At 73.9% G+C, this 22,026-nt stretch carries 28 protein-coding genes; 23 read left to right on the forward strand and 5 right to left on the reverse strand.

Going from position 1 to position 22,026, the window contains the following annotated elements:
* Positions 1-9 precede the first annotated feature (9 nt).
* From UO65_RS14750 to UO65_RS14800, 11 genes are all read left to right on the forward strand, one after another.
* Complete coding sequence (locus UO65_RS14750) at positions 10-768, forward strand: pyrimidine reductase family protein (protein WP_035282940.1); 759 nt, start codon at positions 10-12, stop codon at positions 766-768.
* A gap of 4 nt (positions 769-772) precedes the next feature.
* Entirely contained in the window at positions 773-1,279 is a 507-nt protein-coding gene (locus UO65_RS14755) for an RNA polymerase sigma factor (protein ID WP_035282941.1), read from the forward strand.
* Complete coding sequence (locus UO65_RS14760) at positions 1,276-1,839, forward strand: hypothetical protein (protein WP_035282942.1); 564 nt, start codon at positions 1,276-1,278, stop codon at positions 1,837-1,839. The genes UO65_RS14755 and UO65_RS14760 overlap by 4 nt, the downstream gene beginning before the upstream one ends.
* Positions 1,840-1,948: 109 nt before the next feature.
* The gene (locus UO65_RS14765; RefSeq protein ID WP_035282943.1) at positions 1,949-2,434 is read left to right on the forward strand and encodes an Asp23/Gls24 family envelope stress response protein; all 486 of its coding nucleotides are present in this window, start codon (positions 1,949-1,951) and stop codon (positions 2,432-2,434) included.
* Between the two features lie 5 nt (positions 2,435-2,439).
* Positions 2,440-2,736: a hypothetical protein gene (locus UO65_RS14770; protein ID WP_035283035.1), complete on the forward strand. Its 297-nt coding sequence runs from the start codon at positions 2,440-2,442 to the stop codon at positions 2,734-2,736.
* Complete coding sequence (locus UO65_RS14775; RefSeq protein ID WP_035282944.1) at positions 2,733-2,987, forward strand: hypothetical protein; 255 nt, start codon at positions 2,733-2,735, stop codon at positions 2,985-2,987. Before UO65_RS14770 ends, UO65_RS14775 begins: the two co-directional genes overlap by 4 nt.
* A gap of 24 nt (positions 2,988-3,011) precedes the next feature.
* Positions 3,012-3,191 carry a hypothetical protein gene (locus UO65_RS14780; protein ID WP_035282946.1) on the forward strand — a complete coding sequence of 60 codons (180 nt, stop codon included), beginning with the start codon at positions 3,012-3,014 and terminating at the stop codon, positions 3,189-3,191.
* On the forward strand, positions 3,188-3,523 hold the full coding sequence (locus UO65_RS14785) for an Asp23/Gls24 family envelope stress response protein (RefSeq protein WP_035282947.1): 336 nt from the start codon (positions 3,188-3,190) through the stop codon (positions 3,521-3,523). The genes UO65_RS14780 and UO65_RS14785 overlap by 4 nt, the downstream gene beginning before the upstream one ends.
* 4 nt (positions 3,524-3,527) lie before the next feature.
* A complete protein-coding gene (locus tag UO65_RS14790) occupies positions 3,528-4,064 on the forward strand; it encodes a DUF6286 domain-containing protein (protein ID WP_035282948.1) in 537 nt (178 codons plus the stop codon).
* Positions 4,065-4,098: 34 nt separating this feature from the next.
* Entirely contained in the window at positions 4,099-4,695 is a 597-nt protein-coding gene (locus UO65_RS14795) for a hypothetical protein (protein ID WP_035282949.1), read from the forward strand.
* Between the two features lie 19 nt (positions 4,696-4,714).
* Positions 4,715-5,815, forward strand: a complete 1,101-nt coding sequence (locus tag UO65_RS14800; RefSeq protein WP_035282950.1) for an ATP-dependent DNA ligase — start codon at positions 4,715-4,717, stop codon at positions 5,813-5,815.
* A 76-nt stretch (positions 5,816-5,891) separates the two neighbouring features.
* Here UO65_RS14800 and UO65_RS14805 read toward each other — a convergent pair whose 3' ends face one another.
* Complete coding sequence (locus UO65_RS14805; protein ID WP_035282951.1) at positions 5,892-6,722, reverse strand: SDR family NAD(P)-dependent oxidoreductase; 831 nt, start codon at positions 6,720-6,722, stop codon at positions 5,892-5,894.
* Positions 6,723-6,780: 58 nt separating this feature from the next.
* On the opposite strand from UO65_RS14805, the gene UO65_RS14810 reads away from it, so the two are divergent.
* The gene (locus UO65_RS14810) at positions 6,781-7,437 is read left to right on the forward strand and encodes a TetR/AcrR family transcriptional regulator (protein ID WP_035282953.1); all 657 of its coding nucleotides are present in this window, start codon (positions 6,781-6,783) and stop codon (positions 7,435-7,437) included.
* A gap of 54 nt (positions 7,438-7,491) precedes the next feature.
* Here UO65_RS14810 and UO65_RS14815 read toward each other — a convergent pair whose 3' ends face one another.
* Positions 7,492-8,403, reverse strand: coding sequence for an EamA family transporter (locus UO65_RS14815; protein ID WP_035282954.1), 912 nt, complete (start codon positions 8,401-8,403; stop codon positions 7,492-7,494).
* 136 nt (positions 8,404-8,539) lie between these two features.
* Between UO65_RS14815 and UO65_RS14820 the strand changes: the two genes are divergently transcribed.
* Both UO65_RS14820 and UO65_RS14825 read left to right on the forward strand, forming a co-directional pair.
* Positions 8,540-10,072 carry an alpha/beta fold hydrolase gene (locus UO65_RS14820; protein ID WP_052021183.1) on the forward strand — a complete coding sequence of 511 codons (1,533 nt, stop codon included), beginning with the start codon at positions 8,540-8,542 and terminating at the stop codon, positions 10,070-10,072.
* A gap of 182 nt (positions 10,073-10,254) precedes the next feature.
* Positions 10,255-10,494 carry a hypothetical protein gene (locus UO65_RS14825; protein ID WP_233427582.1) on the forward strand — a complete coding sequence of 80 codons (240 nt, stop codon included), beginning with the start codon at positions 10,255-10,257 and terminating at the stop codon, positions 10,492-10,494.
* On the opposite strand, the gene UO65_RS14830 is transcribed toward UO65_RS14825, so the two are convergent.
* A complete protein-coding gene (locus UO65_RS14830; protein ID WP_035282959.1) occupies positions 10,491-11,303 on the reverse strand; it encodes an endonuclease/exonuclease/phosphatase family protein in 813 nt (270 codons plus the stop codon). The two genes, UO65_RS14825 and UO65_RS14830, sit on opposite strands and share 4 nt — an antisense overlap.
* A gap of 42 nt (positions 11,304-11,345) precedes the next feature.
* Positions 11,346-11,555 (reverse strand): hypothetical protein, encoded by a 210-nt coding sequence (locus tag UO65_RS14835; protein ID WP_035282961.1) that lies wholly within the window; start codon positions 11,553-11,555, stop codon positions 11,346-11,348.
* A gap of 131 nt (positions 11,556-11,686) precedes the next feature.
* Between UO65_RS14835 and UO65_RS14840 the strand changes: the two genes are divergently transcribed.
* Positions 11,687-12,379 carry a DUF6319 family protein gene (locus UO65_RS14840; RefSeq protein WP_219994455.1) on the forward strand — a complete coding sequence of 231 codons (693 nt, stop codon included), beginning with the start codon at positions 11,687-11,689 and terminating at the stop codon, positions 12,377-12,379.
* A gap of 24 nt (positions 12,380-12,403) precedes the next feature.
* Here the strand turns inward: UO65_RS14840 and ligD are convergent, their stop codons facing one another.
* On the reverse strand, positions 12,404-13,456 hold the full coding sequence (gene ligD / locus UO65_RS14845) for a non-homologous end-joining DNA ligase (RefSeq protein ID WP_035282963.1): 1,053 nt from the start codon (positions 13,454-13,456) through the stop codon (positions 12,404-12,406).
* A gap of 163 nt (positions 13,457-13,619) precedes the next feature.
* Between ligD and hisS the strand changes: the two genes are divergently transcribed.
* The 8 genes from hisS to UO65_RS14885 all read left to right on the forward strand — a co-directional run bounded on the left by hisS (position 13,620) and on the right by UO65_RS14885 (position 22,021).
* Positions 13,620-14,885: a histidine--tRNA ligase gene (gene hisS, locus UO65_RS14850; RefSeq protein ID WP_035283037.1), complete on the forward strand. Its 1,266-nt coding sequence runs from the start codon at positions 13,620-13,622 to the stop codon at positions 14,883-14,885.
* A 35-nt stretch (positions 14,886-14,920) separates the two neighbouring features.
* Positions 14,921-15,262 (forward strand): hypothetical protein, encoded by a 342-nt coding sequence (locus UO65_RS14855; protein WP_035282965.1) that lies wholly within the window; start codon positions 14,921-14,923, stop codon positions 15,260-15,262.
* A 51-nt stretch (positions 15,263-15,313) separates the two neighbouring features.
* Positions 15,314-15,748, forward strand: a complete 435-nt coding sequence (msrB, locus tag UO65_RS14860; RefSeq protein WP_035283038.1) for a peptide-methionine (R)-S-oxide reductase MsrB — start codon at positions 15,314-15,316, stop codon at positions 15,746-15,748.
* A 255-nt stretch (positions 15,749-16,003) separates the two neighbouring features.
* A complete protein-coding gene (locus UO65_RS14865) occupies positions 16,004-16,951 on the forward strand; it encodes a TIGR04222 domain-containing membrane protein (RefSeq protein WP_035282967.1) in 948 nt (315 codons plus the stop codon).
* Positions 16,952-16,987: 36 nt separating this feature from the next.
* The gene (locus tag UO65_RS14870) at positions 16,988-17,788 is read left to right on the forward strand and encodes an MbnB/TglH/ChrH family RiPP precursor modification enzyme (protein WP_035283039.1); all 801 of its coding nucleotides are present in this window, start codon (positions 16,988-16,990) and stop codon (positions 17,786-17,788) included.
* Entirely contained in the window at positions 17,785-18,114 is a 330-nt protein-coding gene (locus tag UO65_RS14875) for a hypothetical protein (RefSeq protein WP_035282969.1), read from the forward strand. The genes UO65_RS14870 and UO65_RS14875 overlap by 4 nt, the downstream gene beginning before the upstream one ends.
* 126 nt (positions 18,115-18,240) lie before the next feature.
* A complete protein-coding gene (locus tag UO65_RS14880; RefSeq protein ID WP_035282971.1) occupies positions 18,241-18,711 on the forward strand; it encodes a hypothetical protein in 471 nt (156 codons plus the stop codon).
* A gap of 142 nt (positions 18,712-18,853) precedes the next feature.
* Positions 18,854-22,021, forward strand: coding sequence for a S8 family peptidase (locus UO65_RS14885; RefSeq protein ID WP_035282973.1), 3,168 nt, complete (start codon positions 18,854-18,856; stop codon positions 22,019-22,021).
* Positions 22,022-22,026 lie beyond the last annotated feature (5 nt).

Below are 22,026 nucleotides of genomic sequence, written 5' to 3' on the forward strand. Positions count from 1 at the left end.
GCTGGGCGGGTGCACAGGCTGTGGCCCCCCTCCCCCGGCGGTTCGCCCACCGTGGTGGACGACACCGCGCTCGAACGGCTCTACGACTACCCCGACGACCTCGACCGGCCGTGGGTGCAGGTCAACTTCGTCACCAGCGCGGACGGCGCGGTGGCCGTCGACGGCCATTCGGCGGGCCTGTCCGGTCCGGCGGACAAGAAGGTGTTCGCGCTCGGCCGCGACCTCGCCGACGTCGTGCTGGTCGGCTGGGGCACCGCCCGCGACGAGGGCTACCGGGGCCTCAAGCGCACCGAGACGCGGACCGACCGGCGGCTGCGGCGCGGGCTGGCGGAGCTGCCGCCGATCGCGGTGGTGACCCCGCGCTGCTCGGTCCCCCCGGACTCGCCGCTGCTCACCGACACCGCCGTTCCCCCGATCGTGATCACCACCGGGGCCTCGGCGGCGGCCGACCGGGCCGCGCTCACCGCGGCCGGGGCGGACGTCGTCGTGGCGGGTGGGCGCGAACTCGACCCGGTTGCCGCGCTGGCCGCGCTGGACGAGCGCGGGCTGCGCCGGGTGTGCTGCGAGGGCGGGCCGCGGCTGTTCGGGGACCTGGTCGCCGCCGACCTGGTCGACCAGCTTTGCCTGACGGTGGCGCCGCTGCTCGCGGGCGGCGGGATCGGCCGGATCACCGGCGGCGGTCCGGTGCCGGTGCCGCGGCGGCTGGCCCTGGCCTCGGTGCTGTCCGACGACGGCTTCCTGATGCTGCGCTACCGGCGGGGGGACTGACGCCGTGGCACTGGACCCGGAGGCGTTCGACGACCTGGTGCGCGCGCACACCGACCGGATGTACCGGGTGGCGCTGCGGCTGTGCGGCGACCCGGCCGAGGCCGAGGACGTGGTGCAGGACGCCTGGATCGCCGCCTGGCGCGGCCGGGCGTCCTTCCGGGGCGACGCGGCCGTGTCGACCTGGCTGTACCGGGTGGTCACCAACACCGCCATGGCCCACCTGCGCCGCCGCAGGCCCACGGTGGCGCTCGACGAGGTGCCCGCGGGCAGGCTGACCGACGCCCAGCCGTCGCCGGAGGCGTGGGCGCTGCTCGGCGAGCGGGCGAGCGCGGTGCACCGGGCGATCGCCACCCTGGAGCCCTCCCAGCGCGTGCCCCTGGTGCTGCGCGAGCTGGAGGGCCTGAGCTACAAGGAGGTGGCGGGCGTGCTCCAGGTCAGCGTGTCGGTGCTGCACAAGCGGCTGTACCGGGCCCGGGTCGCCCTGCTCGCCAAGCTGGAGGAACTGCGATGACCGATCCCCGAACCGATCCGGGCGCACTGCCCTGCGGGCGCGACCGGGCCGACCTGGTGGCGCTCGCCGCCGACGGCCACGCCGCCGACCCGGCCCTGGCCGAGCACGCCGCGGCCTGCCCGCACTGCGCGCCGGTGCTGGCCGCGGCGGAGGACGACTGGGCGCGGGTGCGCGCGGCGGCCGCCGTGCCGCTGCCCACCCCGCCGGGGCTGGCCGAGCGGGCGCTGGCCGCGGTGCGGGCGGTGCGCGGTGCGGGCGGCGTCGTGGAGGTGGACCAGGAGGGCGGGGCGCTGCGGGTGTCCGAGCGGGTCGTCGCCCTGGCGGCTCGGGCGGCGGCCGCGGAGTACCTGGCGGACACGGGCGGCGGGCACCTGCGGTCCGTCACCACCGGACCCGGGACCGTCGAGTTGGGACTGGCCGTCCGGTTCGGCACGGCCATCGATCCGCTCGCCGAGCGGCTGCGCGCCCACGTCCTGGCGAGCCTGGCCCCGCACCTGGGTGAGCGGGTGCCGGTGGTCGACGTCCGGGTGGTCGATGTGACCCATCCCCCATCCGGGTGACTTGGCGAGAGTTGTCGGCGGGTGCGGGCATCTGACTGAGTGCACGGCCCCGAACGCAGCAGCGTCAGGGGCGGTGAGCCCTCAGCCCATTCGGAAGGAACTGCCGACGATGGCAACCACGAACCCGATCAAGCCCGACCAGGCCGCCGACACCTCCCCCGCCACCCGCACCGGCGTGGCCCCGGCCCGCCTGGCCGACGACCAGTCGCACGGCAAGACCACCATCGCCTCCAACGTGGTGCAGAAGATCGCGGGCATGGCGGCCCGCGAGGTGTCCGGTGTGTACGCGATGGGCGGCGGGGTCTCCCGGGCCTTCGGCGCGATCCGCGAGCGCATCCCCGGCGCGGGCACCGTGTCCACCTCCGGGGTGTCGGTGGAGGTCGGCGAGAAGCAGGCCGCGATCGACCTCGACATCGTCGTGGAGTACGGCGCGGGCATCGTCGAGCTGGCGCGGGCGGTGCGCCGCAACGTGATCACCGCCGTGGAGCGGATGACCGGCCTGGAGGTCATCGAGGTCAACATCTCGGTCAACGACATCCACCTGCCGGACGAGAACGGCGACGACGAGGCGCCCACCACGTCCCGAGTGGAGTGACGACCGTGGACCCGGCGGCCTCCCCCGGCGCGCTGGCCGACGCCATCGGCGCGGCCGTGCTGGCCGACCCCGCGGTGCTGCGGCTCGACGGCGGCGCGTTCGGCGCCGTCGCCACTGCGCTGCCCGGGCGGCGGGTCGTCGGTGTCCGGGTCGGCGCCCCCGGGGACCCGATCGAGGTTTCCGTGGTGCTGGCCCTGGGCACCACCGTCCCGGCCGCCGCCGCGCGGGTGCGCGGCGCGGTCCGGGCGCTGGCCGGGCCGGTCCCGGTCGACGTCCACGTCAGCGACGTGGACGTGCCGTGACCGACCCGCGCGAGCGGGCTGCCCGGCGCGAGTTCGTCCGCCGCGCCCACCCGGACGTCGGCGGCGACCACGACGAGTTCGTCACCGGACTGGCCCGCCTGCGGGCCGCCGCGGCCGATCAGTCCGATCCGGACGGTCGCAGGTGGGACGGTCCGGTCGTCGGGGACACCCGACCGGGTGGCGTGCGCGGTCTGACCGACCGGGTGCGCCGCTGGCACAGCAGGCGCTTCCGCAAACCCCGGGTCCGCTGACCCGCCAGGAACGAGTAGGGACACATGAACGCGACCCAGACCGGCATCTTCGCCGGCCTCATCCTGGGCCTGGCCGCCTCGCAGGGCTTCCTGGCCTTCGTCATCACCCTGGCCATCGGCTTCGTCGGCCTGGTCGTCGGCCGGATTGTCGACGGCGAACTGGACCTGTCCGACATGTTCGGCGGCCGGGGCAGGGACAGGTGATCGAGGTGGACGACCGGGGCACGCTGAGCATCGACCCGGTCGTGGTGCGCAAGATCGCCGAGCACGCGGCCGACGCCGCCCCCGGCACCACGGCGGTCAAGCGCAAGCTCATCGGCTCGCACGGCGCCACCGCCACCGTCGACGGCACCGGGGACACCGTGTCGCTGCGGGTGGACCTGGCGCTGCACTACCCCGCGGCGGTGCGCCAGGTCGTGGCGGACGTGCGCGCCGCGGTCACCGGGGAGGTCGAGCGGATCACCTCCTACCGGGTGCTCGGAGTGGACGTCACCGTCTCCGCGCTGCTGCCCGAGATCCGCGCGCGAGTGGAGTGAGGCAGTGCGCGTCTTCGTCCGAATCCTGAGCCTCCTGCTCGGCCTGGCCCTGGCCGCCGCGGGAGCACTGCTGGCCCTGGAGGTCGGCTGGACCTGGGCCCGTCCGGTGGACGGCCCGCTGCTGGTCCCCTGGCCCGCCTGGCGCGACCGGCTGGCCGGGCTGACCTGGCAGGACACCGAGGTCAGGGTCACCGCCTGGGTGGTCGCCGGGGCCGGTCTGGTGCTGCTGCTGGTGGCGCTGACCGCCCGGCGCAAGGACGTCGAACTGCTCGACCCGACCCCCGGCGTCACCGTCCGCACCTCACCGCGCTCGCTCGCCCGGATCGTCGGGACGCGGGTGCGCGCCGAGGAGAACGTCAGCGGCGCCTCCGTCACCGCCACCGCGCGCAAGGTGCGGGTGCGGGCGAGCAGCGGCCTGGAGTCCGAGGAGCAGTTGCGGCCCCGGTTGCAGGAGGTCGTGCGCACCACCCTTGAGGACCTGCCGCTGACCCGCAGGCCCCGGGTCAGCGTCGTCGTCGACTCGCCCCGGGACCGCTCGTGACCGCCCACCGCCCCGACCCACACCGGGAACGCCCATGAAATCGCCGTCCGTCGCCGCCCTGGCCCGCTCCTACCGCGCCGAGCGGGTCGTCACCGCGCTGATCGGCCTGCTGGCGCTGCTCGCGGGCGCCACCGCCCTGGTGGTGGGCCAGGGGTGGCTGGGGTCGTTCCGCGCGGTGCGGCCGGTGCTCGACCCGATCGCGCTGGACACCCTGGGGAACTGGCAGACCCACGCCAGGGTGGGCGCGATCGTGCTCGGGGTGCTGCTGCTGGTGCTGGGCCTCCTGCTGGCCGCCCGGACGCTGCGGCCCGAGCGGCACCCGGACCTGGCGCTGGACCGCTCGGTCGGTTCCGGCCTGGTGGTGACCGCGTCGGCCATCGCCGAGGCGATCGCCGTGGACGCCGAGCAGGTCGACGGGGTCAGCCGGGCCAGGGCCACCGTGGTCGGCGACCCCGAGGAGCCCGCGCTGCGGCTGAGCGTGTGGCTGCACGAGGGCACCCGGCTCAAGGACGTGTGGCGCGAACTGGACGGGTCGGTGCTGACCCGGGCCCGCGAATCGCTCGGCGTGGACACCCTGCCGACCGCGGTCCGCGTGGAACTGGGCACCGCGGAGCGGCAACGGGTGCGCTGAGCGGGGCTCGCAGGGCAGGATGTGCCCCGTGGCGCTCCCGCTGACCCCGCCGGTCCAACCCATGCTCGCCAAGCCGTCGAAATCCATCCCGGACGGCGCGGACCTGGTGTTCGAGCCCAAGTGGGACGGCTTCCGCTGCCTGGTCTTCCGCGACGGCCCCGAGGTGACCCTCCAGTCGCGTTCGGGCAAGCCGCTCAACCGCTACTTCCCCGAGGCGGTGGCGGCCCTGTCGACGGCCCTGCTCGACCGGGTCGTCCTCGACGGCGAACTGGTCGTCGACCGCGACGGCCGCCTCGACTTCGACGCCCTCTCCGAGCGCATCCACCCCGCGAAGAGCCGGGTGGACCTCCTCGCCGAGCAGACCCCCTCCCGCTTCATCGCCTTCGACGTCCTCGCCCTCGGCGACGCCGTCCTCCTGGAAACCCCCGCCGTCGAGCGCCGCCGCACCCTGGAAGACCTGCTCACCCCCACCGGCTCGGTCCACCTCACCCCGGCCACCACCGACGCGGACCTGGCCCGCCAGTGGTTCACCATCTTCGAGGGCGCGGGCCTCGACGGGGTGATGGGCAAGCCGAACGGCCCGTACACGCCCAACAAACGCACCATGCTCAAGTTCAAGCACGCCCGCACCGCCGACTGCGTGGTCTCGGGCCTGCGCTGGCACAAGGACACCGAACCCGGCGAGGCGGTCGGGTCGCTGATGCTGGGCCTCTACGACAACACCGGCGCCCTCAACCACGTCGGCGTGGTCGGCTCCTTCACCGCCGCCCGCCGCCGGGAACTGGCGGTCGAGATGGCCGAACTGATCCCCGGCGGAGCCGAGGCCCACCCCTGGTCCCAACCGGACAACGGGGCGTCGCGGATGCCCGGGGCCATCAGCCGGTGGCGGACCACCGAACAGCCCTGGGTCCCCCTGCGGCTGGAGCGGGTGGTGGAGGTCGCCTACGAGCACACCGAGGGCGGCTACCCCAGCCGCTTCCGCCACACCGCCCAGTTCCGCCACTGGCGCCCCGATCGCGAACCGTCCTCCTGCACGTACGAGCAACTGGAAGAACCGGCCACCTACGACCTGGAGTCAGTCCTGCGCGGCGAGGTCAGGGCCAGAGAACAGGGCTCCTGAAAAAAACCGCCAGCCCGGGCACCAGCCGGCCGCCCGCGAACGAGACGAGTCGCAGCCTCGACTTCTGGCAACAGGCTCAGAAGTCCGCACCGCGCGAGAGCTTCTCGTTCGCGCGCAGCTCGGCGAGTGCGTTCTCGTGCATCGCGACGACGACGTCGTAGCCGGAGTTGCCGAGCACGATCCGTCGCGGCGGAACGGGTGCGTTCATCGCGCTGATCACGGCCCGCACCCCGCGTTCGGGGTCGCCCTCCTGCTTGCCGTTGTGGTCCACGAACGCCGCCTTGACGCCCTCGACCATCGGCACGTGGGCGTCGACGGTCTCGTTGACGGGCTCGTCCTGGAAGCCCGCGAAGGCCTTGGTGCGAAACGCTCCCGGCTCCACGACGAGCACGCGCACACCGAACGGCTCGACCTCTTGGCGCAGTGCCTCCGACAGCCCTTCGAGGGCGAACTTCGCCGCCGAGTAGTAGCCGAACCCCTGCGTGCCGACGAGGCCCGCCACCGACGACATGTTCACGATCCAGCCGTCGCCGCGGGTCCGCATGCCTGGCAGGACCGCGCGCAGCACCTCGACCACGGCGAACAGGTTGAGGTCGAACGTGCGGCGGACCGTGTCATCGGGGGCGCCCTCGACCGAGCCGAACCAGCCGCGGCCCGCGTTGTTGACGAGCACGTCGATCCCGCCGAACCGCTCCTCCGCCGCCTCGACCGCCGCGCGCACCTGTTCGGCATCGGTGACGTCGAGCTGGAGGACCAGCACGCGGTCGCCGTACGGCTCGGCCCATTCCCGCAGTTCAGCGGGCCGTCGCGCGGTCACCACCACCTGATCGCCCTGTTCCAGCGCGGCCTCGGCGTAAACCAGGCCGAACCCTCCCGGCGTCCCACCCGTGATGAACCAGGTCCTCATGGACTTCTCCTTTCGCTATATCAGTCAATGTAGCGGTACATGCGCTAATGTAGCAACCATGCAGAACGCACGGGATCGCCTCCTGCTCGCCGCGGCGGAGTTGCTGGAGGGCGGCGGCGCGGTGTCCACGCGGGCGGTGTGCGAACGCGCAGGCGTGCAAGCGCCGACGCTGTACCACCACTTCGGCAGCAAGCAGGGCCTGATCGACGCCGTGGTGAACCACGGCTTCACCCAGTACACGGCGGTCGAGAGCTCCGGCGACCCGCTGGAGGACCTGCGGACGGGCTGGGACCGGCACGTGCGGTTCGGGCTGGAGCACCCGACGTTCTACGGCCTGCTCTACGGTCGCGCCGAGCCGGGAAAGCCCTGTGCCGTCACGGCTCCCGCGCACGCCGCGTTGCGGGAGCGGTTCACCGAGGCCGCCGCGCGCGGCCTGCTGAAGGTGCCCGCGGACGACGCCGCGGAGCAACTGCTCGCCGCGAACGTCGGCATCACGCTGACCCTGATCACCCAGCCGGAACCGGACTTCGGACTGTCCGGACGCCTCCGCGAGACCGTGCTGGCAGGCGTGCTGCACACACCGTCAGCAGGCACCCCGGCCACCCGCGCGAGCACCGCGCTCACCCTGCGCGCCCTGGCCGCCGACGACCCAGGCGACCTCACGCCGGGCGAACGCGCGCTGCTCGGCGAACTGCTGGACCGCTTGGCCCGTTAGAGCACGCGACATCCCCCCGTCGGGCCGCGCGTCCTCGTCGCCATCTCAGGTTCCTCAAGCATCCGGAGAACGCGCATACCGCGTCGCCCCGGCAGAAGCAGCGACAACACAGCAGATCGCCACCCACTGGTACGGCGCCAGCGCCTCCCGCAACACCACCAGCCCGGCGATCGCCGCGACCGCCGGTTCCAGGCTCATCAGCACGCCGAACACCCGCGGCGGGATCTTGCGCAGCGCCTCCAGCTCCAGCGAGTACGGGATCACCGACGACATCAGCGCCACACCGAGCCCGACCAGCAGGACCGTCGGGGACAGCAGCCCGGCGCCCGCGTCCAGGGCCCCGATCGGGAGCACGACCAGCCCGGCGACGCCCATGGCCAGGGCCAGGCCGGTGCCGTCGGCGCTGGCGCGGCCCAGGGCGGCGCCCAGCAGGATGTACCCGGCCCAGCACAGGCCCGCGCCGAGGGCGAGCAGCAGGCCCACGACGGACACGTCGCCTTCGCCGCCGCGGGCGAGGAGGACGACACCCGCGCCCGCCAGCAGCGCCCACAGGGCGTCGAGCCAGCGGCGGGAGCCCGCCAGGGCCAGGGTCAGCGGTCCCAGGAACTCGACGGTGACGGCGATGCCCAGCGGAATCCGGTCCAGGGCGAGGTAGAACAGGGTGTTCATCGCCGCCAAGACCACGCCGTAGCCGACGACGACGGTGAGGGTGCGGCGGTCGACGCGCAGCGAGGGGCGCCAGATCAGCAGCAGGACCGCCGCGGCGAAGACCAGGCGGAGGGCGACCACGCCGGTGGCGCCCGCGGTGGCGAACAGGTGCTTGGCCAGGGCGGCGCCGATCTGGACGCTGACGATGCCCAGCAGGACCTGCGCGGTGGGCGGGATGGCGCCGGTCAGCCGCGGGGTGGCGGTGGCCGGCCACGCCAGCGGGCCGCGCGGGGTCCGCTCCACCTGTGCGAACACCACAGCCGCACGCTCCTCTCCACCGCCCGCCCCGGGCGCAGTCATCCTATGTCTGGGTGTTCACGGGGGTCTCACCTGCGTGGTGACAGGCTCGACGGCGAACATGGGACCGCTGCGTGGGAAGAGGGACGGGCAACGCGTGAGGGTCGGACGCTGGACCTGGCTGGTGCCACTCGCCCTGCTGTCCGCCTGCACGGCCGGACCGTCGACCCGCCCCGGCATCGTCGTCAACGACGGGGTGCAGCAGCAGGCCCCGCCCGTGGCGCAGCCGAGCGGCCCGGCGCCGCTGCCCGAGCTCGGCACCCCCGCCAACGCGAAGATCCGGTGGTCCCCCTGCGCCGCGGAGATCACCGCGACGCTGCCGCGGACCACCCTGCCGACCGAGTGCGCCCGGGTCAGCGCGGTCCTGGACTCGCCGTCCCTGCCGGGGCAGGGGCTGGCCCGGCTCCAGGTGCTCAAGATCGGGTCCGGTCCGGTGCCGGTGGCGGTGTTCAACGACGTCGACGGGGTGCCGGGGACGGTGTACGCGGCCCGGCTCGCCGCCGCCCTGCCGCCCGCGCTGCTGACCGAGGTTTCCCTGGTCGGGGTGGACCGGCGCGGCACCGGGGGCAGCGACCCGGCGCGCTGCGTGCCGGAGGAGACCCGCACCGGCATCGTGGGCCTGGACCCGAGGGAACTCGACGTCGAGGCGGCGGTGGACCAGGCCAGGACGGCGGGGCAGCAGTGCTCGATCACGCTGGAGGTCCGGTTGCAGGCCCTGGACACCTGGCGCAGCGCGGGCGACGCGGAGACGCTGCGGGTCGGCCTGGGCATGACCCGGCTGCACGCCATCGGCCACGGCGAGGGTTCGCGGGTGCTGTCGGTGTTCGCCGAGCGCTACCCGGACCGGGTCGGCAGGCTGGTGCTGGACGGCCTGCCCGACCCGAACCCGGACGCCAAGATCGTGCTCGAGGGCGTGGCCGAGGGGGCGGACGCGACCTTCGGGGCGTTCGCCGAGGACTGCGCGGCCCGCGGCTGCGAGCTGGGCAACGCCAGGGCCGCGCTGACCGAGATCCTGGACCGGGCCGAGACCGACCCGCTGAGCACCCCGGACGACATCGGGATCACCCCCGGCGTCGTGCTGCGCGTGCTGCTCGCGGGCCTGTCCGACCGCCAGTCCTGGCCCACCCTGTCCCGCGCCCTGGCCGACCTGCGGTCCGGGAACACCTCGGGGGTGGCCGCCGCCATCACCCCGGTGCTGCGGGAGACCGAGAACCGGGCCGCCACCTTCGACGCCACGCTGGTGACGCGGTGCAACGACACCAAGTCGCGGTTGGCCACCGAGCAGTTGACCGCGGCGGCGAAGGACTGGAACACCCGCTTCCCGGTGTTCGGCGCGCTGACCGCGCAGTGGCTGGCGGTGTGCAGCCCGTGGCCGATCCCGTCGCGGGAGCTGCCGCAGCCCTCGGCGCGCACCGCGCCGCCGATCGTGGTGCTGGGCACCGCCACCGACCCGGTGACCCCGCTTTCCGGCACCGACCACGCCGCGCAGCAACTGGCGACGGCGTCCCTGGTGACCTGGCAGGGCGCGGGCCACGGGGCGCTGGGTTCCTCGGCGTGCGCCACCGAGGCCGCCGCGGCGTTCATCACCGAGGGCGCGGTGCCGCGCGACGGCACCGTCTGCCCGCCCTGACCGCCCTCCCCCGCGGACCCGGTCCCGGGTCGCACCGTCGCCCTGTGGACAGCCGAACCCGATCCGTCACCCCGGCGCACCGCGCGGTGGCACCCGCTGGTCCGATCGGTGGATGACCGCTCCCGGCCGTGTTGCACCCCTGGAATCGTCCGCCGCCGCGCCTACACTGCTCAGCGACGGCCGTGACGGAAGGGAGGTTCACCATGTCGGACGCGTACCTGGTCCGGTATGTCGGCGGTCCTCTCGACGGGCGCGTGGACACGCTGCCCGGGCTGCCGGACGAGCCGAGGGAGACGGTCACGCACGTGCACCTGCACGGTGGCCCCAAGATCGTGCACCACTACGACCTGCACTACGCGCTGGAGTACGGCTGCGAGTACCGGCTGCGCGAGGCGGAAGAACGCGACCTGGCCCAGGACTAGGAACCCAGGACCAGGTCGGCCAGCACGGGCCGGTGGTCGGAAGCGGCACTGTCCACGACGGTCGCCGATGCCACCCGCACGCCCGGGGACACCGCGACGTGGTCGAGCTTCTTGGCCGGGGCCCCGGCGGGATAGGTCGGGCCGGTGGGGGCCGAGCGCAGCGCGGTCCACAGGGGTGCCAGTTCGGGTGCGCCGGGTTCGGCGTTGAGGTCGCCCAGCAGCACCTTCGGGTCGTTCGCCCGCGCCAGCACCCGCAGGGTGTCCGCCACCTGGGCGGCCCGGACCGAGGGGTCGGGGCGGTGGTCCAGGTGCGTCGAGTAGACGTGCACCGGGCCGCCCCCGGTCAGCACGACCGCCTCGGCGAAGCCGGGCATCGGCATCGGGGGCAGGGTGGGGTCCTGTGTGGACAGGCGGGTGATCTCGTGGTTCTCCGTGCGCAGTACGGGCAGCGCGCTCAGGACGGCCACCCCGTAGCGGCGGCGCGGGGTGCCCGGCTCGTCGTAGATCGGGGCGAAGAACACCCGCAGGCCGGTGCGGCGGGCCAGTTCGCGGGCCTGGTCGGCGAACCCGCTGCGCTCGGACCAGTGCACGTCGACCTCCTGCAACCCCACCACGTCCGGGCGGGCGGCGCGGATGGTGGCCGCCACCCGGTCGAGGTCGAGGCGGCCGTCGGCGCCGATGCCGGTGTGGGTGTTGAAGCTCAGCACCCGCAGCGCGACCGGTCGGTGCGCGGAGCCCGCCGGGGTGGTGCCCGCGGCGGCCGGGGTGGCGGCCAGCAGGGTGAGCAGGGTGATCAGGAGCGCGCGCACGGGGGCCTCCGGGTGATCGGTGGTCCCCCACCATGCGACGCCTCAGCCCGCCGGGGCAACGACCGGCCCGGAAATGATGAGCAAACACAGCGCGCACCGCGGCCCGGCCTCGCCGCCCGCCAGGTCCGGCGGGGCGGCGTGGGTGCAGGACGCGCGGTAGTGCTGGTGCGCGAGCCGGGTGTTGGGCGCCACCGGGAAGGCGTGCAGGACACCGTCGTAACAGCTTCGCCACCACAGGTACCTGATCCTCATCTCCGGGAACCTAGGTTCGCGGGCGGAACCCGGCGAATCGGACCACGCGAACGGGTGTCGCCCGCCGGCCGGAACTGTCGGGGGGTCCGGGCAGACTGTCCGTGATCATCGAGCGGGGAGTGAGGGCGGACATGGCGAAGCCAGTGTCGACAGGAGCGCAGTCGACAGGAGCGCAGTCGACGGGAGCACCGTCGGCGAGAGCGCTGTCGGCGGAGGACATCGAGGGCCTGCGGGCAGCCCTGGCGGGGGGCAAGCCCACGCCGGTGTGGTTCACCGAGGCCGCGGTGGGCGTCGACCCGGGGGCCTCGGCGAAGGTCGTCGCGTTCGACGAACCCGCCGAGGGCGACTACATCCAGGTCCGGCCCACCGGGTCGCGGGACGTGCTGTCCTTCTCCCCCGCCGAGCTGACCACGGTGAAGCCCGCCCCGAAGCCCAAGCCCGCGCCCCGGCCCGCGGCCGCACCGCAGTTCGCACCGCCGTCCGGGGAGGTGGTGGTGGGCATCGAGGGCGGCGCGGAACCGCCGAAGCGGCAGCCGTCGCCGTCGCGGTCCCGCAAGCAGCAGCCGGTGGAGATCACCGTGACGCTGCACTCCACGCCCGAGGGCGAGTGGACGGTCGACGTGCTGGTCGGCAAGAAGCGCACGGTCCGCTGGGTCCCGGTGCCCGCGGGCGAGGTGGGGCGGCTGGCCAAGCACCTGCCGAGCGAGGTCGGCGAGGCCATCGGGGTGGCGCTGGAGGCGGCCAAGGAGCGCCAGGAGCTCCGGGTGACCCAGCTCAAGGCCGAACTGGAGGCCGCCCAGCGCGCCCTGCGCGACCTCGGCTGACCCGGGGCGGCCCACCCGGGCGACCTACTCGGTGTCCGGGCGGGCCTTGGAGGGCTGCACCCGCTTGGGCTCGCCGGGCATCTTCGGGTAGTCCGGCGGGTAGGGCAGGTCGCCCGCGCCCTGCCGGTCCGACAGCTCCAGCAGCGGTTCGAGCGAGAACGCGTTCCCGGTGATCGCCGCGTGCGGGTCGCCGACCTCGGCGAAGCGGGCGGGCACGGTGCGCACGGTGAAGTCCTCCGGGCTGACCCGGGGCACCTCGTCCCAGGTCAGCGGCGTGGAGACGAGGGCGCGCGGGGTGGGGCGGATGGAGTAGGCGGAGGCGATGGTGCGGTCGCGGGCCATCTGGTTGTAGTCGATGAACACGCGGCTGCCGCGCTCCTCCTTCCACCAGCTCATCGTCACCCGATCGGGCATCCGCCGCTCCAGCTCGCGGCCGAGGGCGATCAGCGCCCGACGCGCCTCGACGAAGGTCCAGCGCGGCTCGATCGGCACGTAGAGGTGCAGACCGCGCCCCCCGGAGGTCTTCGGGAACGCCTCCATCCCCAGCTCCGCCAGCAGCGCGCGGGCCTCCCCGGCCACCACCACGGCGTCGGCGAAGTCGGTGCCCGGCTGCGGGTCGAGGTCGATCCGCAACTGGTCCGGGGAATCGGGGGCGGCGCGGGTGACCGGCCACGGGTGGAAGGTGAGCGTGCCCAGGTTCGCCGCCCAGGCGACCACGGCCACCTCCGTCGGGCACACCTCGTCGGCCGGGCGACCGCTGGGGAAGGTGATCCGCGCGGTCTCGACCCAGTCGGGGGCGCCCTTGGGAGCGCGCTTCTGGTAGAACGCGTCGCCCCGCTGGTCCTGGCGGGTGGAGAGCTGCGCGCCCTCGACCACCCCGCCCGGCCAGCGCTCCAGGGTGGTCGGCCGGTCCCGCAGCGCGCCCAGGACGCCCTCGCCCACCGCGAGGAAGTACTCCACCACCTGGAGCTTGGTCACGCCCAGCTCGGGGAAGTACGGCTTGTCCGGACTGGACACCCGCACCTTCCTGGTGCCGTGCGGGCCATCGACCTCTAGCTCGACCGCGGGAGTCGCCATGCGGGGCAATCTACGGGTGCCCACCGACAGACGCGCGGGAAACCCGCAACGCGCGGATCGGCCAGCACGACCTCAGCCTGCGGAAACAAACTGGCGCGGCCTCGCTAAAGTGCACGTGCACGTTATGTATGCGACTTTCGAGCGAGGAAACCACCCGGTGAAGATGGACAACAGCCCCGCCAGGGGCACCCGTGACCTGCTGCCCGCGACCGTGGCCGTGCGCGACCACGTGCTGGCCACCATCACGGAGGTCTACCACCGGTTCGGCTACCAGCGGATCGAGACGCCCGCCCTGGAGGGCATCGAGCGGCTCTCCGGCGGTCAGGGCGGGGAGAACGAGAAGCTGATCTACCGGGTGCTGCGCCGCGGCCTGGACGAGACCGTCGCCGCGGGCACCGAGGTCAAGGACCTGGTCGACCTGGGGCTGCGCTACGACCTCACGGTCCCGCTGACCCGCTTCTACGGCAACAACCACGCCGCGCTGCCGACGCCGTTCCGCTCGTTCCAGTTCGGCCCGGTCTGGCGCGCCGAGCGCCCGCAGAAGGGCCGCTACCGCCAGTTCAACCAGTGCGACATCGACATGATCGGCGAGGAGAGCGTGCTCGCCGAGGTGGAGCTGATCGAGGCGACGACCGAGGCGCTGGCCGCCGCGGGCCTGGGCGGCACCACCGTGCGGGTCTCCGACCGGCGGTTCCTCTCCGCCCTGGCCAGGGCCGCCGACCTGCCGGAAGAGGCGTGGACCGGCCTGTTCATCACCCTGGACAAGCTGGACAAGATCGGCTGGGACGGCGTGCGCGCCGAGCTGCCCGAGCGCGGCCTGGACACCGCCCGCATCGACCGGTTGCAGGAGACCATCGTCGGCCTGCGCGGGGTGGACCCGGCGAAGCTGGGCGACACCCTGGCCGACACCGTCCCCGGCCTGCCCGACGAGGTGGTCGCCGACCTGGCGCAGACCGCCGACGCCCTGGCCGCGCTGGCCGGGACCAGGCCGGTGAGCTGGGAGTTCGACCCGACGCTGGTGCGCGGCATGGGCTACTACACCGGCCAGATCTTCGAGATCACCCACCCGGCGTCGTCCGGTTCGGTGGCCGGTGGCGGGCGCTACGACCGGCTGGTCGGCCGCTCGCTGGGCAAGGACGTCCCGGCCTGCGGGTTCTCCATCGGCTTCGAGCGCATCGTGGACCTGATCGACGCGGGTCCGCGCACCGCGGCGGTCGCCGTGCTCTACGAGGCGGACGTGCCGCTCACCAGGGTGACGAGCCTCGCCAGGCAACTGCGCGCCGAAGGGACCGCGGTGTCCCCGGTCCGCAGGCGCGGGAAGTTCGGCGCCCAGCTCGGACGGCTCCAGGAGTGGGGTTTCACCTCCTTCGCGCACCTGCGCGCCGACACCGGGGACACGCCTGAGCTGCGTGCTCTGGGCGACGGGTAGCCGACATTTCGCCGCTGCCGAGCTACCCTCGGAGCATGGTCTCGACAGGCACCCAGGGCGCGTCGTCCGAGGACGACCGCCGCCCCGGGGCGGACACCGGGCGCCAGGACCGCTTCCACGACGACCTCGTGGGGCTGGACCCGGCCGACCCCGAGGCGCGCGCGTTCGCCGAGCACCTCGACCGGGTGGAGAAGGTGCGCCCCGGCTACACCGTCGAGGGCTACCTGGGCGGGGTGCGCGACTTCGCCGAGGGCGCGAACCGGCTCGGCGGGCACCACCGGCTCACGGCGGGAATCCTGGTGGCCCTGATCCTGTTGGGAGTGGTGGTCGCCGCCTGGGATGCGCTGGTGTTCATCCTGGGTGTGCTGTTCGGCTGAGCGGCCGAGGACTTGCGACCGGGAACTTGGAGGAGACACATCGTGGTCGGCATGAAGCCCGTCGTCGGGGCCACCCCCCGGGTGGTCAAGTCGGAGCAGGAGTGGCGCGCGCAGCTCGACCCGCGCGAGTTCGCGGTGCTGCGGCAGGCGGGCACCGAGCCCGCGTTCACCGGTGAGTACACCGACACCAAGTCCACCGGCGTCTACGAGTGCCGGGCGTGCGGGGCGGAGCTGTTCCGCAGCGACGCGAAGTTCGAGTCGCACTGCGGGTGGCCGTCGTTCTTCTCCCCGCTGGCCGGGGAGAGCGTGGTGCTGCGCGAGGACCGGGCGCACGGCATGGTCCGCACCGAGGTGCTGTGCGCGAGCTGCCACAGCCACCTCGGCCACGTCTTCGAGGGCGAGGGCTACCCCACCCCGACGGACCAGCGGTACTGCATCAACAGTATCTCCCTGCGCCTGGTCGAGGACGGGAACCCGACCGGCTGAGCGCAGCCGTCCACCGATCCCGCGTCCGGTCCCCGGGCGCGGGATCGGTGCTTTCGGGGAAAGCCTAAATCCATCTCACGTGCCCCTTAAATCTTGCTCAAGTCACCTTGTGCCCGCGCTCACACCGGGTTGAGCATGGGGCACCGCCGGATCGCACGAACCGGTGGAACGGCAAGGGAAAGGGCACCACTCGGGCGTTGACCGATGCGGGTGGGCGACCGGGTTCGACCACTTCCCTGGGCAGGGGGGATCGACATGGGAGAAACGTGGGGGATAACCGGACCTGACTTCCTGCGCGGCTACGCCGTCGCCTTCGCCGTCGCGGTGCTGTGCTGGGTGGCGGTGCGGCTCATCGCCCGCTCCGGCCCGCGCAGCACCTCGGCCGACGCCTCACCGCACAGCCTGCTGACGCTCGACGAGCTGGCCTACCTGGCGGGCGGCCCGAGGCGGGTGGCGGAGACGGCGCTGGCGCGGTTGCTCGACGGGGGCCTGGTGCGGCCCAGCCGCTCCGGGCAGGTCCAGGTGGTGGCGGGGGCCACCAGCGCGAACCGGGTGGACCGGGCGCTGCTGTCGGATGCCGGGGGCTTCCGGCATCGGACGGTGCGGGTCCTGATCGACAAGGTGGGTCGGAGCGGCGCGGTGGACGACGTCCGCGCGGCGCTGACCGGCAAGGGGTTGCTGGTCGATCAGGGCCCGCGGTACCGGGTGGGGTCGGTGCTGGCGCTCGGTCTGCTGTTCGCGGTGGGGGTCGCGCGGTTGGTCGCAGGAGCGGCGGGCGGGCGCCCCTTCGGGTGGCTGCTGCTGTTCCTGGCGGTCACGCTGCTCACCTGGGTCGTGCTGGCCAGGCGACCGCTGCCGACGACGACCCACGCCGGGCAGCGGGTGCTGGCGGAGGCCGGGGCCGTGCGGGTCGGGGAGGACTCGGGTGCGGCGCTGCTCGGCGGTGTCGCGGGCCTGGTGGCGTTCGGCGGCTTGGCGGCGTTCCCCGACGCCGAGGTCAGCTCCGTCCTGGAGCTGAAGCTGGTGGCGGCGCAGTCCTACGGCGGCGTCGCGGGTGCGGCCGGGTCGAACTCGACGTGGAGCTATTCCGACGCCGGGTCGACGACGGGCTTCGGCAGCGGTGGAGGGAGCGGCTGCGCGAGCTCGGGTGGCAGTGGCGGTTGCGGTGGCGGTGGCTGCGGCGGGGGAGGCTGCGGCGGCTGACCCGCGGGCGTCACGGGGAGGGGCACAATGGGCGGCATGGGAGAGCTGGGGATCGGCATCGGCTGGCGGTCGGAGATCGACCTGACCGTGGAGCGGCTGCCGGGTGTCGACTTCGTGGAGGTCGTGGCGGAGAACCTGCACCGCGACCACCTGCCGGAGTCGGTGCGCATCCTGCGCGGGCGCGGGGTTCCCGTGCTCCCCCATGCCGTCTCGCTGTCCCTGGGCGGGGCCGACCCGGTCGACCCCGCCCGGGTCGGCCACCTCGCCGAGGTGGCCGCGATGCTGGACGCCCCGATGGTCAGCGACCACGTGTGCTTCGTGCGCGCGGGCGGGTTGGACTCCGGTCACCTGATGCCGGTGCCGCGCACCCGCGAGGCGCTGGAGGTGTTGGTGGACAACGTGAAGACCGCGCAGGCCGGGCTCGGGGTGCCGCTGGCGCTGGAGAACATCGCCGCGCTGCTGCGCTGGCCGGACGCCGAGCTGACCGAGGCGCAGTTCCTCACCGAGCTGACCGAGCGCACCGACTGCCTGCTGCTGCTGGACGTGGCGAACATGTGGGCCAACGCCCGCAACCTGGGCGAGGACCCGGTGGCGCTGCTCGACGGGCTTCCGTTGGAGCGCCTGGCTTACGTGCACGTCGCGGGCGGGGTGGTGCGCGACGGGGTCTACCACGACACGCACGCCCACCCGGTGCCGCCGGAGGTGCTGGAGCTGCTGGGCGAGCTGTGCCGCCGGGCCTCGCCGCCCGGGGTGCTCCTGGAGCGCGACGACCGCTACCCCGCCGACGCCGAACTCGCCGCCGAACTGGCCGCGATCCGCGCCGTGGTGGCCGGGTGAGCGCGCGCGAGCGGCTGGCCGCGCGGCAGGCGGAGCTGTTGGCGGCGCTGCTGGCCGACGGCCCGGCGCCCGCCGGGTTCGACGCCGAGGCGCTGCGGGTGGAGGCGGATGCCCTGCTGGCCAAGCGCCGCCGCGTGGTCGCCCTGATCGACCCGGAGGTCGCCGAGTCCTGCGGTGAGGACTTCGCGCCGCTGTTCGCCGAGTACGCCAGGGGGAACCCGCGCCGCGACGGCTCCCGGGCGCGGGAGGACGCCGCCGCGTTCGCCGCGTGGGTCGAAGCGCGCCGCCCGAAGCGCCGGTGGTGGCAGGGTAGGAGACGGGGCTGAACCCGTTGGTATTCGGCCGAATGGCTTCCCGGCACCGATTCGGGGACCCCTCCCTGGAAATCCCGGTAGGGTGACCTTGCGGCTTGGGCTCGAACACCGCAGCGCACCCGCACTGGGGAGGACTGGATGCGGCACCTCTGCTGGGTCGCCCTCTGCTTGCTCGCGCTGACCGGCTGCGGTTCCGGCCCCGGGGGCGGTGAACGCGCCTGCACGCTCATCGGCGGCCGGACCGGGATCGGCGTCGTGGTGGACCCCGGGGCACCGGTCCTCGACACCCCCGCGCTGCTGACCCTCTGCGCCGACGGGCGGTGCCGGGACGTGCCCGTGCCGCTGGAACCGGCGACCGGCACCGGGGCGAGCGGGTGCTCCGGCGGGGTCTGCTCGGCGCAGGTGGCGCCCACGGGCGGTCAGGTGGGTTTCGCCGAGGTGGACGGGCTGAGCGAGCAGCCGCTGGAAGTCACGCTGACCGCCGGTGACCGCGAATTCCGGACCACGGTCACCCCGGCGGCGGTGTACCCGAACGGTCCCGACTGCGGCGCCGCGGGCGTGCAGGGCCGGGTCGGGCTGACGGCCGCGGGCAACCTCACCAACCGCTGACCCGTTCAACCGTACGGCGGATTGTGAACTATTCCCCCAGTGCATAGTTTCTTTCCCACAGGGGGCTCGATATCGGGGGGAATCTTTTTCATCACCGGTCATCCGGTCCTTTGGTCCTGTCCGCTCACGACCGGAGGTACCCGTGCGAAGTCGCACACCAGTACTCGCCGCGACCACCGCGGCACTCGTCCTCGCAGGCCTGCCCGCCACCGCCGCTCCCGCGGCGGCGGCCACCGGCCCGGCCGACCCGGCCCGCACCGTGACCCTGCTCAGCGGTGACCAGGTCTTCCTCGCAGGCCCGGACGCCCGGCCCGAGGTCCGGCCCGCCGCCGGGCGCGAGCACGTCGCGTTCCGGGTGCGCACCACGGGCGGCCACCTGCACGTCGTCCCGGCCGACGCGCAGGCGCTGCTGTCCTCGGGCAGGCTCGACCCGCGGCTGTTCGACGTCACCGGCCTGCTCGAGCAGGGCTACGACAACCGCCGCGGCGACCTGCCGCTGATCACCACCGGTCCGGCCCCGCGCGCGGCGGTCGCCGGGGTGCGCACCGTGCGCGACCTGCCCGCCTCGGGCGGCCGCGCGCTCAGCGCCGACAAGTCCGCGCTGGCGGGTTCCTGGCGCGCGCTCGCCTCGACGGGCCGGGTCTGGCTCGACGGCAAGGTCACCGCCACCCTCGACCGCAGCGCCGCGCAGATCGGCGCGCCGCAGGCCTGGCAGGCGGGGGTGACCGGCGAGGGGGTGACGGTCGCCGTGCTCGACACCGGCGTCGACCAGACCCACCCGGACCTGGCCAGCCGCGAGGTCGGCGAGCACAACTTCAGCGACGCCGCCGACGCCGTGGACCGGTTCGGCCACGGCACGCACGTCGCCTCGACCGTCGCGGGCACCGGCGCGAAGTACCGGGGCATCGCGCACGGCGCGCGCCTCCTCGACGGCAAGGTGCTCAACGACTTCGGCTCCGGCCAGGAGTCGTGGATCGTGGCGGGCATGGAGTGGGCCGTCGCGCAGGGCGCCGACGTGGTCAACCTGAGCCTCGGCGGCTACGACACCCCCGAGGTGGACCCGCTGGAGGAGGCCGTCAACCGGCTCTCGGCCAGTTCCGGAACCCTGTTCGTCATCGCCGCGGGCAACAGCGGCGCGGCCAAGACGATCGGCTCACCGGGCAGCGCCGACGCCGCGCTGACCGTCGGTTCGGTCGACCGCGAGGACGCGCTGTCGGAGTTCTCCAGCCGCGGCCCGCGCGTCGACGGCGCCGTGAAGCCGGACATCACCGCGCCGGGCGAGGACATCGTGGCGGCGAAGGCGGCCGAGGCGATCATCGGCGACCCCGCCGAGGACGGCTACATCGCGCTGTCGGGCACCTCGATGGCCACCCCGCACGTGGCCGGGTCCGCGGCGCTGCTCGCCCAGCGGCACCCGGACTGGACCGGGCAGCAGCTCAAGGCGGCGCTGACCGGCTCGGCCAGGCCGACCCCGGGCCTGAGCTCGTTCGCCCAGGGCTCCGGCCGGGTCGACGTGCCCGCCGCGCTGGCGGCGCGGGTCACCACGGAACCGACGTCGGTCAGCTTCCCGACCGCGGTGTGGCCGCACGCCGACGACGCCCCCGCCACCGGGGAGCTGACCTACCGCAACGGCGGCACCGAGCCGGTCACCCTGGACCTGACCGCTGACGTCGTCGGCCCGGACGGCAAGGCGGCCCCGGCGGGCATGTTCACCGTCACCCCGGCCCGGCTCACCGTCCCCGCGGGCGGCACCGCGACGGCCACCGTCGGCGTGGACACCCGCGTCGGCGCGGTCGACGGCCTCTTCGGCGGCTCCGTCGTGGCCACCGGCGGCGGGACGACCACCCGCACCGCGGTCGGCGTCGACCGGGAGGTCGAGAGCTACGACGTCGCGGTGACCCTGATCGGCCCCGACGGCAAGCCGACCGGTGACGCGAGCGCCAGCCTGTTCGGCTACGACGACCCCGGCTTCCACGACGGCGCCAGCCCCACCGGCACCTTCACCCTGCGGGTGCCCAAGGGCCGGTACGCGTTCGACGCCTTCTTCTCGTCGGAGGCGGACCGGACCCTGCGGACCGTGGTGCAGCCCCTGCTGGAGGTCACGAAGGACACCGCGGTCGTCGCCGACAGCCGCACCACCAGGCCGATCGACGTCACCGTCCCCGACGCCGGGGCGGAGCAGCGGCTCGGCGCGATCGGGTTCACGGCGAGGACCGAGCGCAGCAGCTTCGGCAGCTTCACCCTGGTCGACTCGTTCAGCTCGATCCGCACCGCGCGCCTGGGCCCGAAGCCGCAGGGCATCGCGGTGAACTCCGCTGTCGAGGGCACGTACACCAGTGACAAGGGCTTCTACAACCTGTTCTACGGCGTCCCGGGCGACTACCCCACCGGGTTGACCAGGCACCCCCGGGCGGCCGAGCTGGCCACGCTCAAGACGACCTTCGGCAAGACCGCGCCGGACGCCACCCTGTCGTGGAGCGCCTACGCCTCGACCCCCGGTGACCTGTCGTCGGGGTTCGTCCTGATCTCCCCGGCGTCGCTCAGCGGGACGACCCAGTTCGTCAACACCGACGACGGCGTGCGGTGGGCCGTGAACGCCTACTTCGAGGGATCGCTGCCGGTCGAGTACTGGAGCCCGCCGCTCACCCTCCGGGCGGGCCGCACCACCGAGCGGCGGATGCACGTGGGGATCTTCGGGCCCGACGTGAAGTCCGGCGCGAACTCGGGGTTCCTGCGGGGCGGCGACTACCTGTTCGCGCGTCCCGGCCTGGTCTCCGACGGCGCGGGCAACTCCGGGTTCAGCGACTTCACCGGCACCACGACGCTGTCCAAGGACGGCAAGGTCATCGGTGAGAGCGCGGAGGGCGGGTACGGGGTCTTCGAGGTGGGCGACGCCTCCGGCACGTTCGAGGTGGCCACGACCGGCGACCGCGACCCGGCCTACGGCTTCGCCACGCACGTCGACGCCAAGTGGACCTTCCGGTCGAGCCCCGAGCAGGAAGCCATCCAGCTCTCCGCGGTCCGCTTCCACGGCGCGCTCGACGCCGACAACGCGGCACCGTCCGGGCGCTACTACCTGCCGGTGGCCCTGGAGCGGGAGACCGGTCAGCCCGACCTCGCGAAGAAGCTGACCGTGGACGTCTCCTACGACGAGGGCAAGACCTGGTCGCGGGCGCAGGTGATCGCCAAGTCGCTGGTGGTGCTCGACCACCCGAAGGGCGCCGGTTCGGTGTCCCTGCGGGCCTCGGCCGAGGACCACCGCGGCAACTCGGTCGAGCAGACCGTGATCCGGGCGTACAAGGTCAAGTAACCGCA

The organism is Actinokineospora spheciospongiae, from assembly GCF_000564855.1.
GTDB lineage: Bacteria > Actinomycetota > Actinomycetes > Mycobacteriales > Pseudonocardiaceae > Actinokineospora > Actinokineospora spheciospongiae.

Coding starts and splice junctions, on each gene's coding strand:
- UO65_RS14760 (WP_035282942.1), top strand. CDS start 1,276: ATGACCGATCCCCGAACCGATCCGGGCGCACTGCCCTGCGGGCGCGAC.
- UO65_RS14765 (WP_035282943.1), top strand. CDS start 1,949: ATGGCAACCACGAACCCGATCAAGCCCGACCAGGCCGCCGACACCTCC.
- UO65_RS14780 (WP_035282946.1), top strand. CDS start 3,012: ATGAACGCGACCCAGACCGGCATCTTCGCCGGCCTCATCCTGGGCCTG.
- UO65_RS14795 (WP_035282949.1), top strand. CDS start 4,099: ATGAAATCGCCGTCCGTCGCCGCCCTGGCCCGCTCCTACCGCGCCGAG.
- UO65_RS14800 (WP_035282950.1), top strand. CDS start 4,715: ATGTGCCCCGTGGCGCTCCCGCTGACCCCGCCGGTCCAACCCATGCTC.
- UO65_RS14805 (WP_035282951.1), bottom strand. CDS start 6,722: ATGAGGACCTGGTTCATCACGGGTGGGACGCCGGGAGGGTTCGGCCTG.
- UO65_RS14810 (WP_035282953.1), top strand. CDS start 6,781: ATGCAGAACGCACGGGATCGCCTCCTGCTCGCCGCGGCGGAGTTGCTG.
- UO65_RS14835 (WP_035282961.1), bottom strand. CDS start 11,555: ATGAGGATCAGGTACCTGTGGTGGCGAAGCTGTTACGACGGTGTCCTG.
- UO65_RS14840 (WP_219994455.1), top strand. CDS start 11,687: ATGGCGAAGCCAGTGTCGACAGGAGCGCAGTCGACAGGAGCGCAGTCG.
- ligD (WP_035282963.1), bottom strand. CDS start 13,456: ATGGCGACTCCCGCGGTCGAGCTAGAGGTCGATGGCCCGCACGGCACC.
- hisS (WP_035283037.1), top strand. CDS start 13,620: ATGGACAACAGCCCCGCCAGGGGCACCCGTGACCTGCTGCCCGCGACC.
- UO65_RS14855 (WP_035282965.1), top strand. CDS start 14,921: ATGGTCTCGACAGGCACCCAGGGCGCGTCGTCCGAGGACGACCGCCGC.
- msrB (WP_035283038.1), top strand. CDS start 15,314: ATGAAGCCCGTCGTCGGGGCCACCCCCCGGGTGGTCAAGTCGGAGCAG.
- UO65_RS14865 (WP_035282967.1), top strand. CDS start 16,004: ATGGGAGAAACGTGGGGGATAACCGGACCTGACTTCCTGCGCGGCTAC.
- UO65_RS14870 (WP_035283039.1), top strand. CDS start 16,988: ATGGGAGAGCTGGGGATCGGCATCGGCTGGCGGTCGGAGATCGACCTG.
- UO65_RS14880 (WP_035282971.1), top strand. CDS start 18,241: ATGCGGCACCTCTGCTGGGTCGCCCTCTGCTTGCTCGCGCTGACCGGC.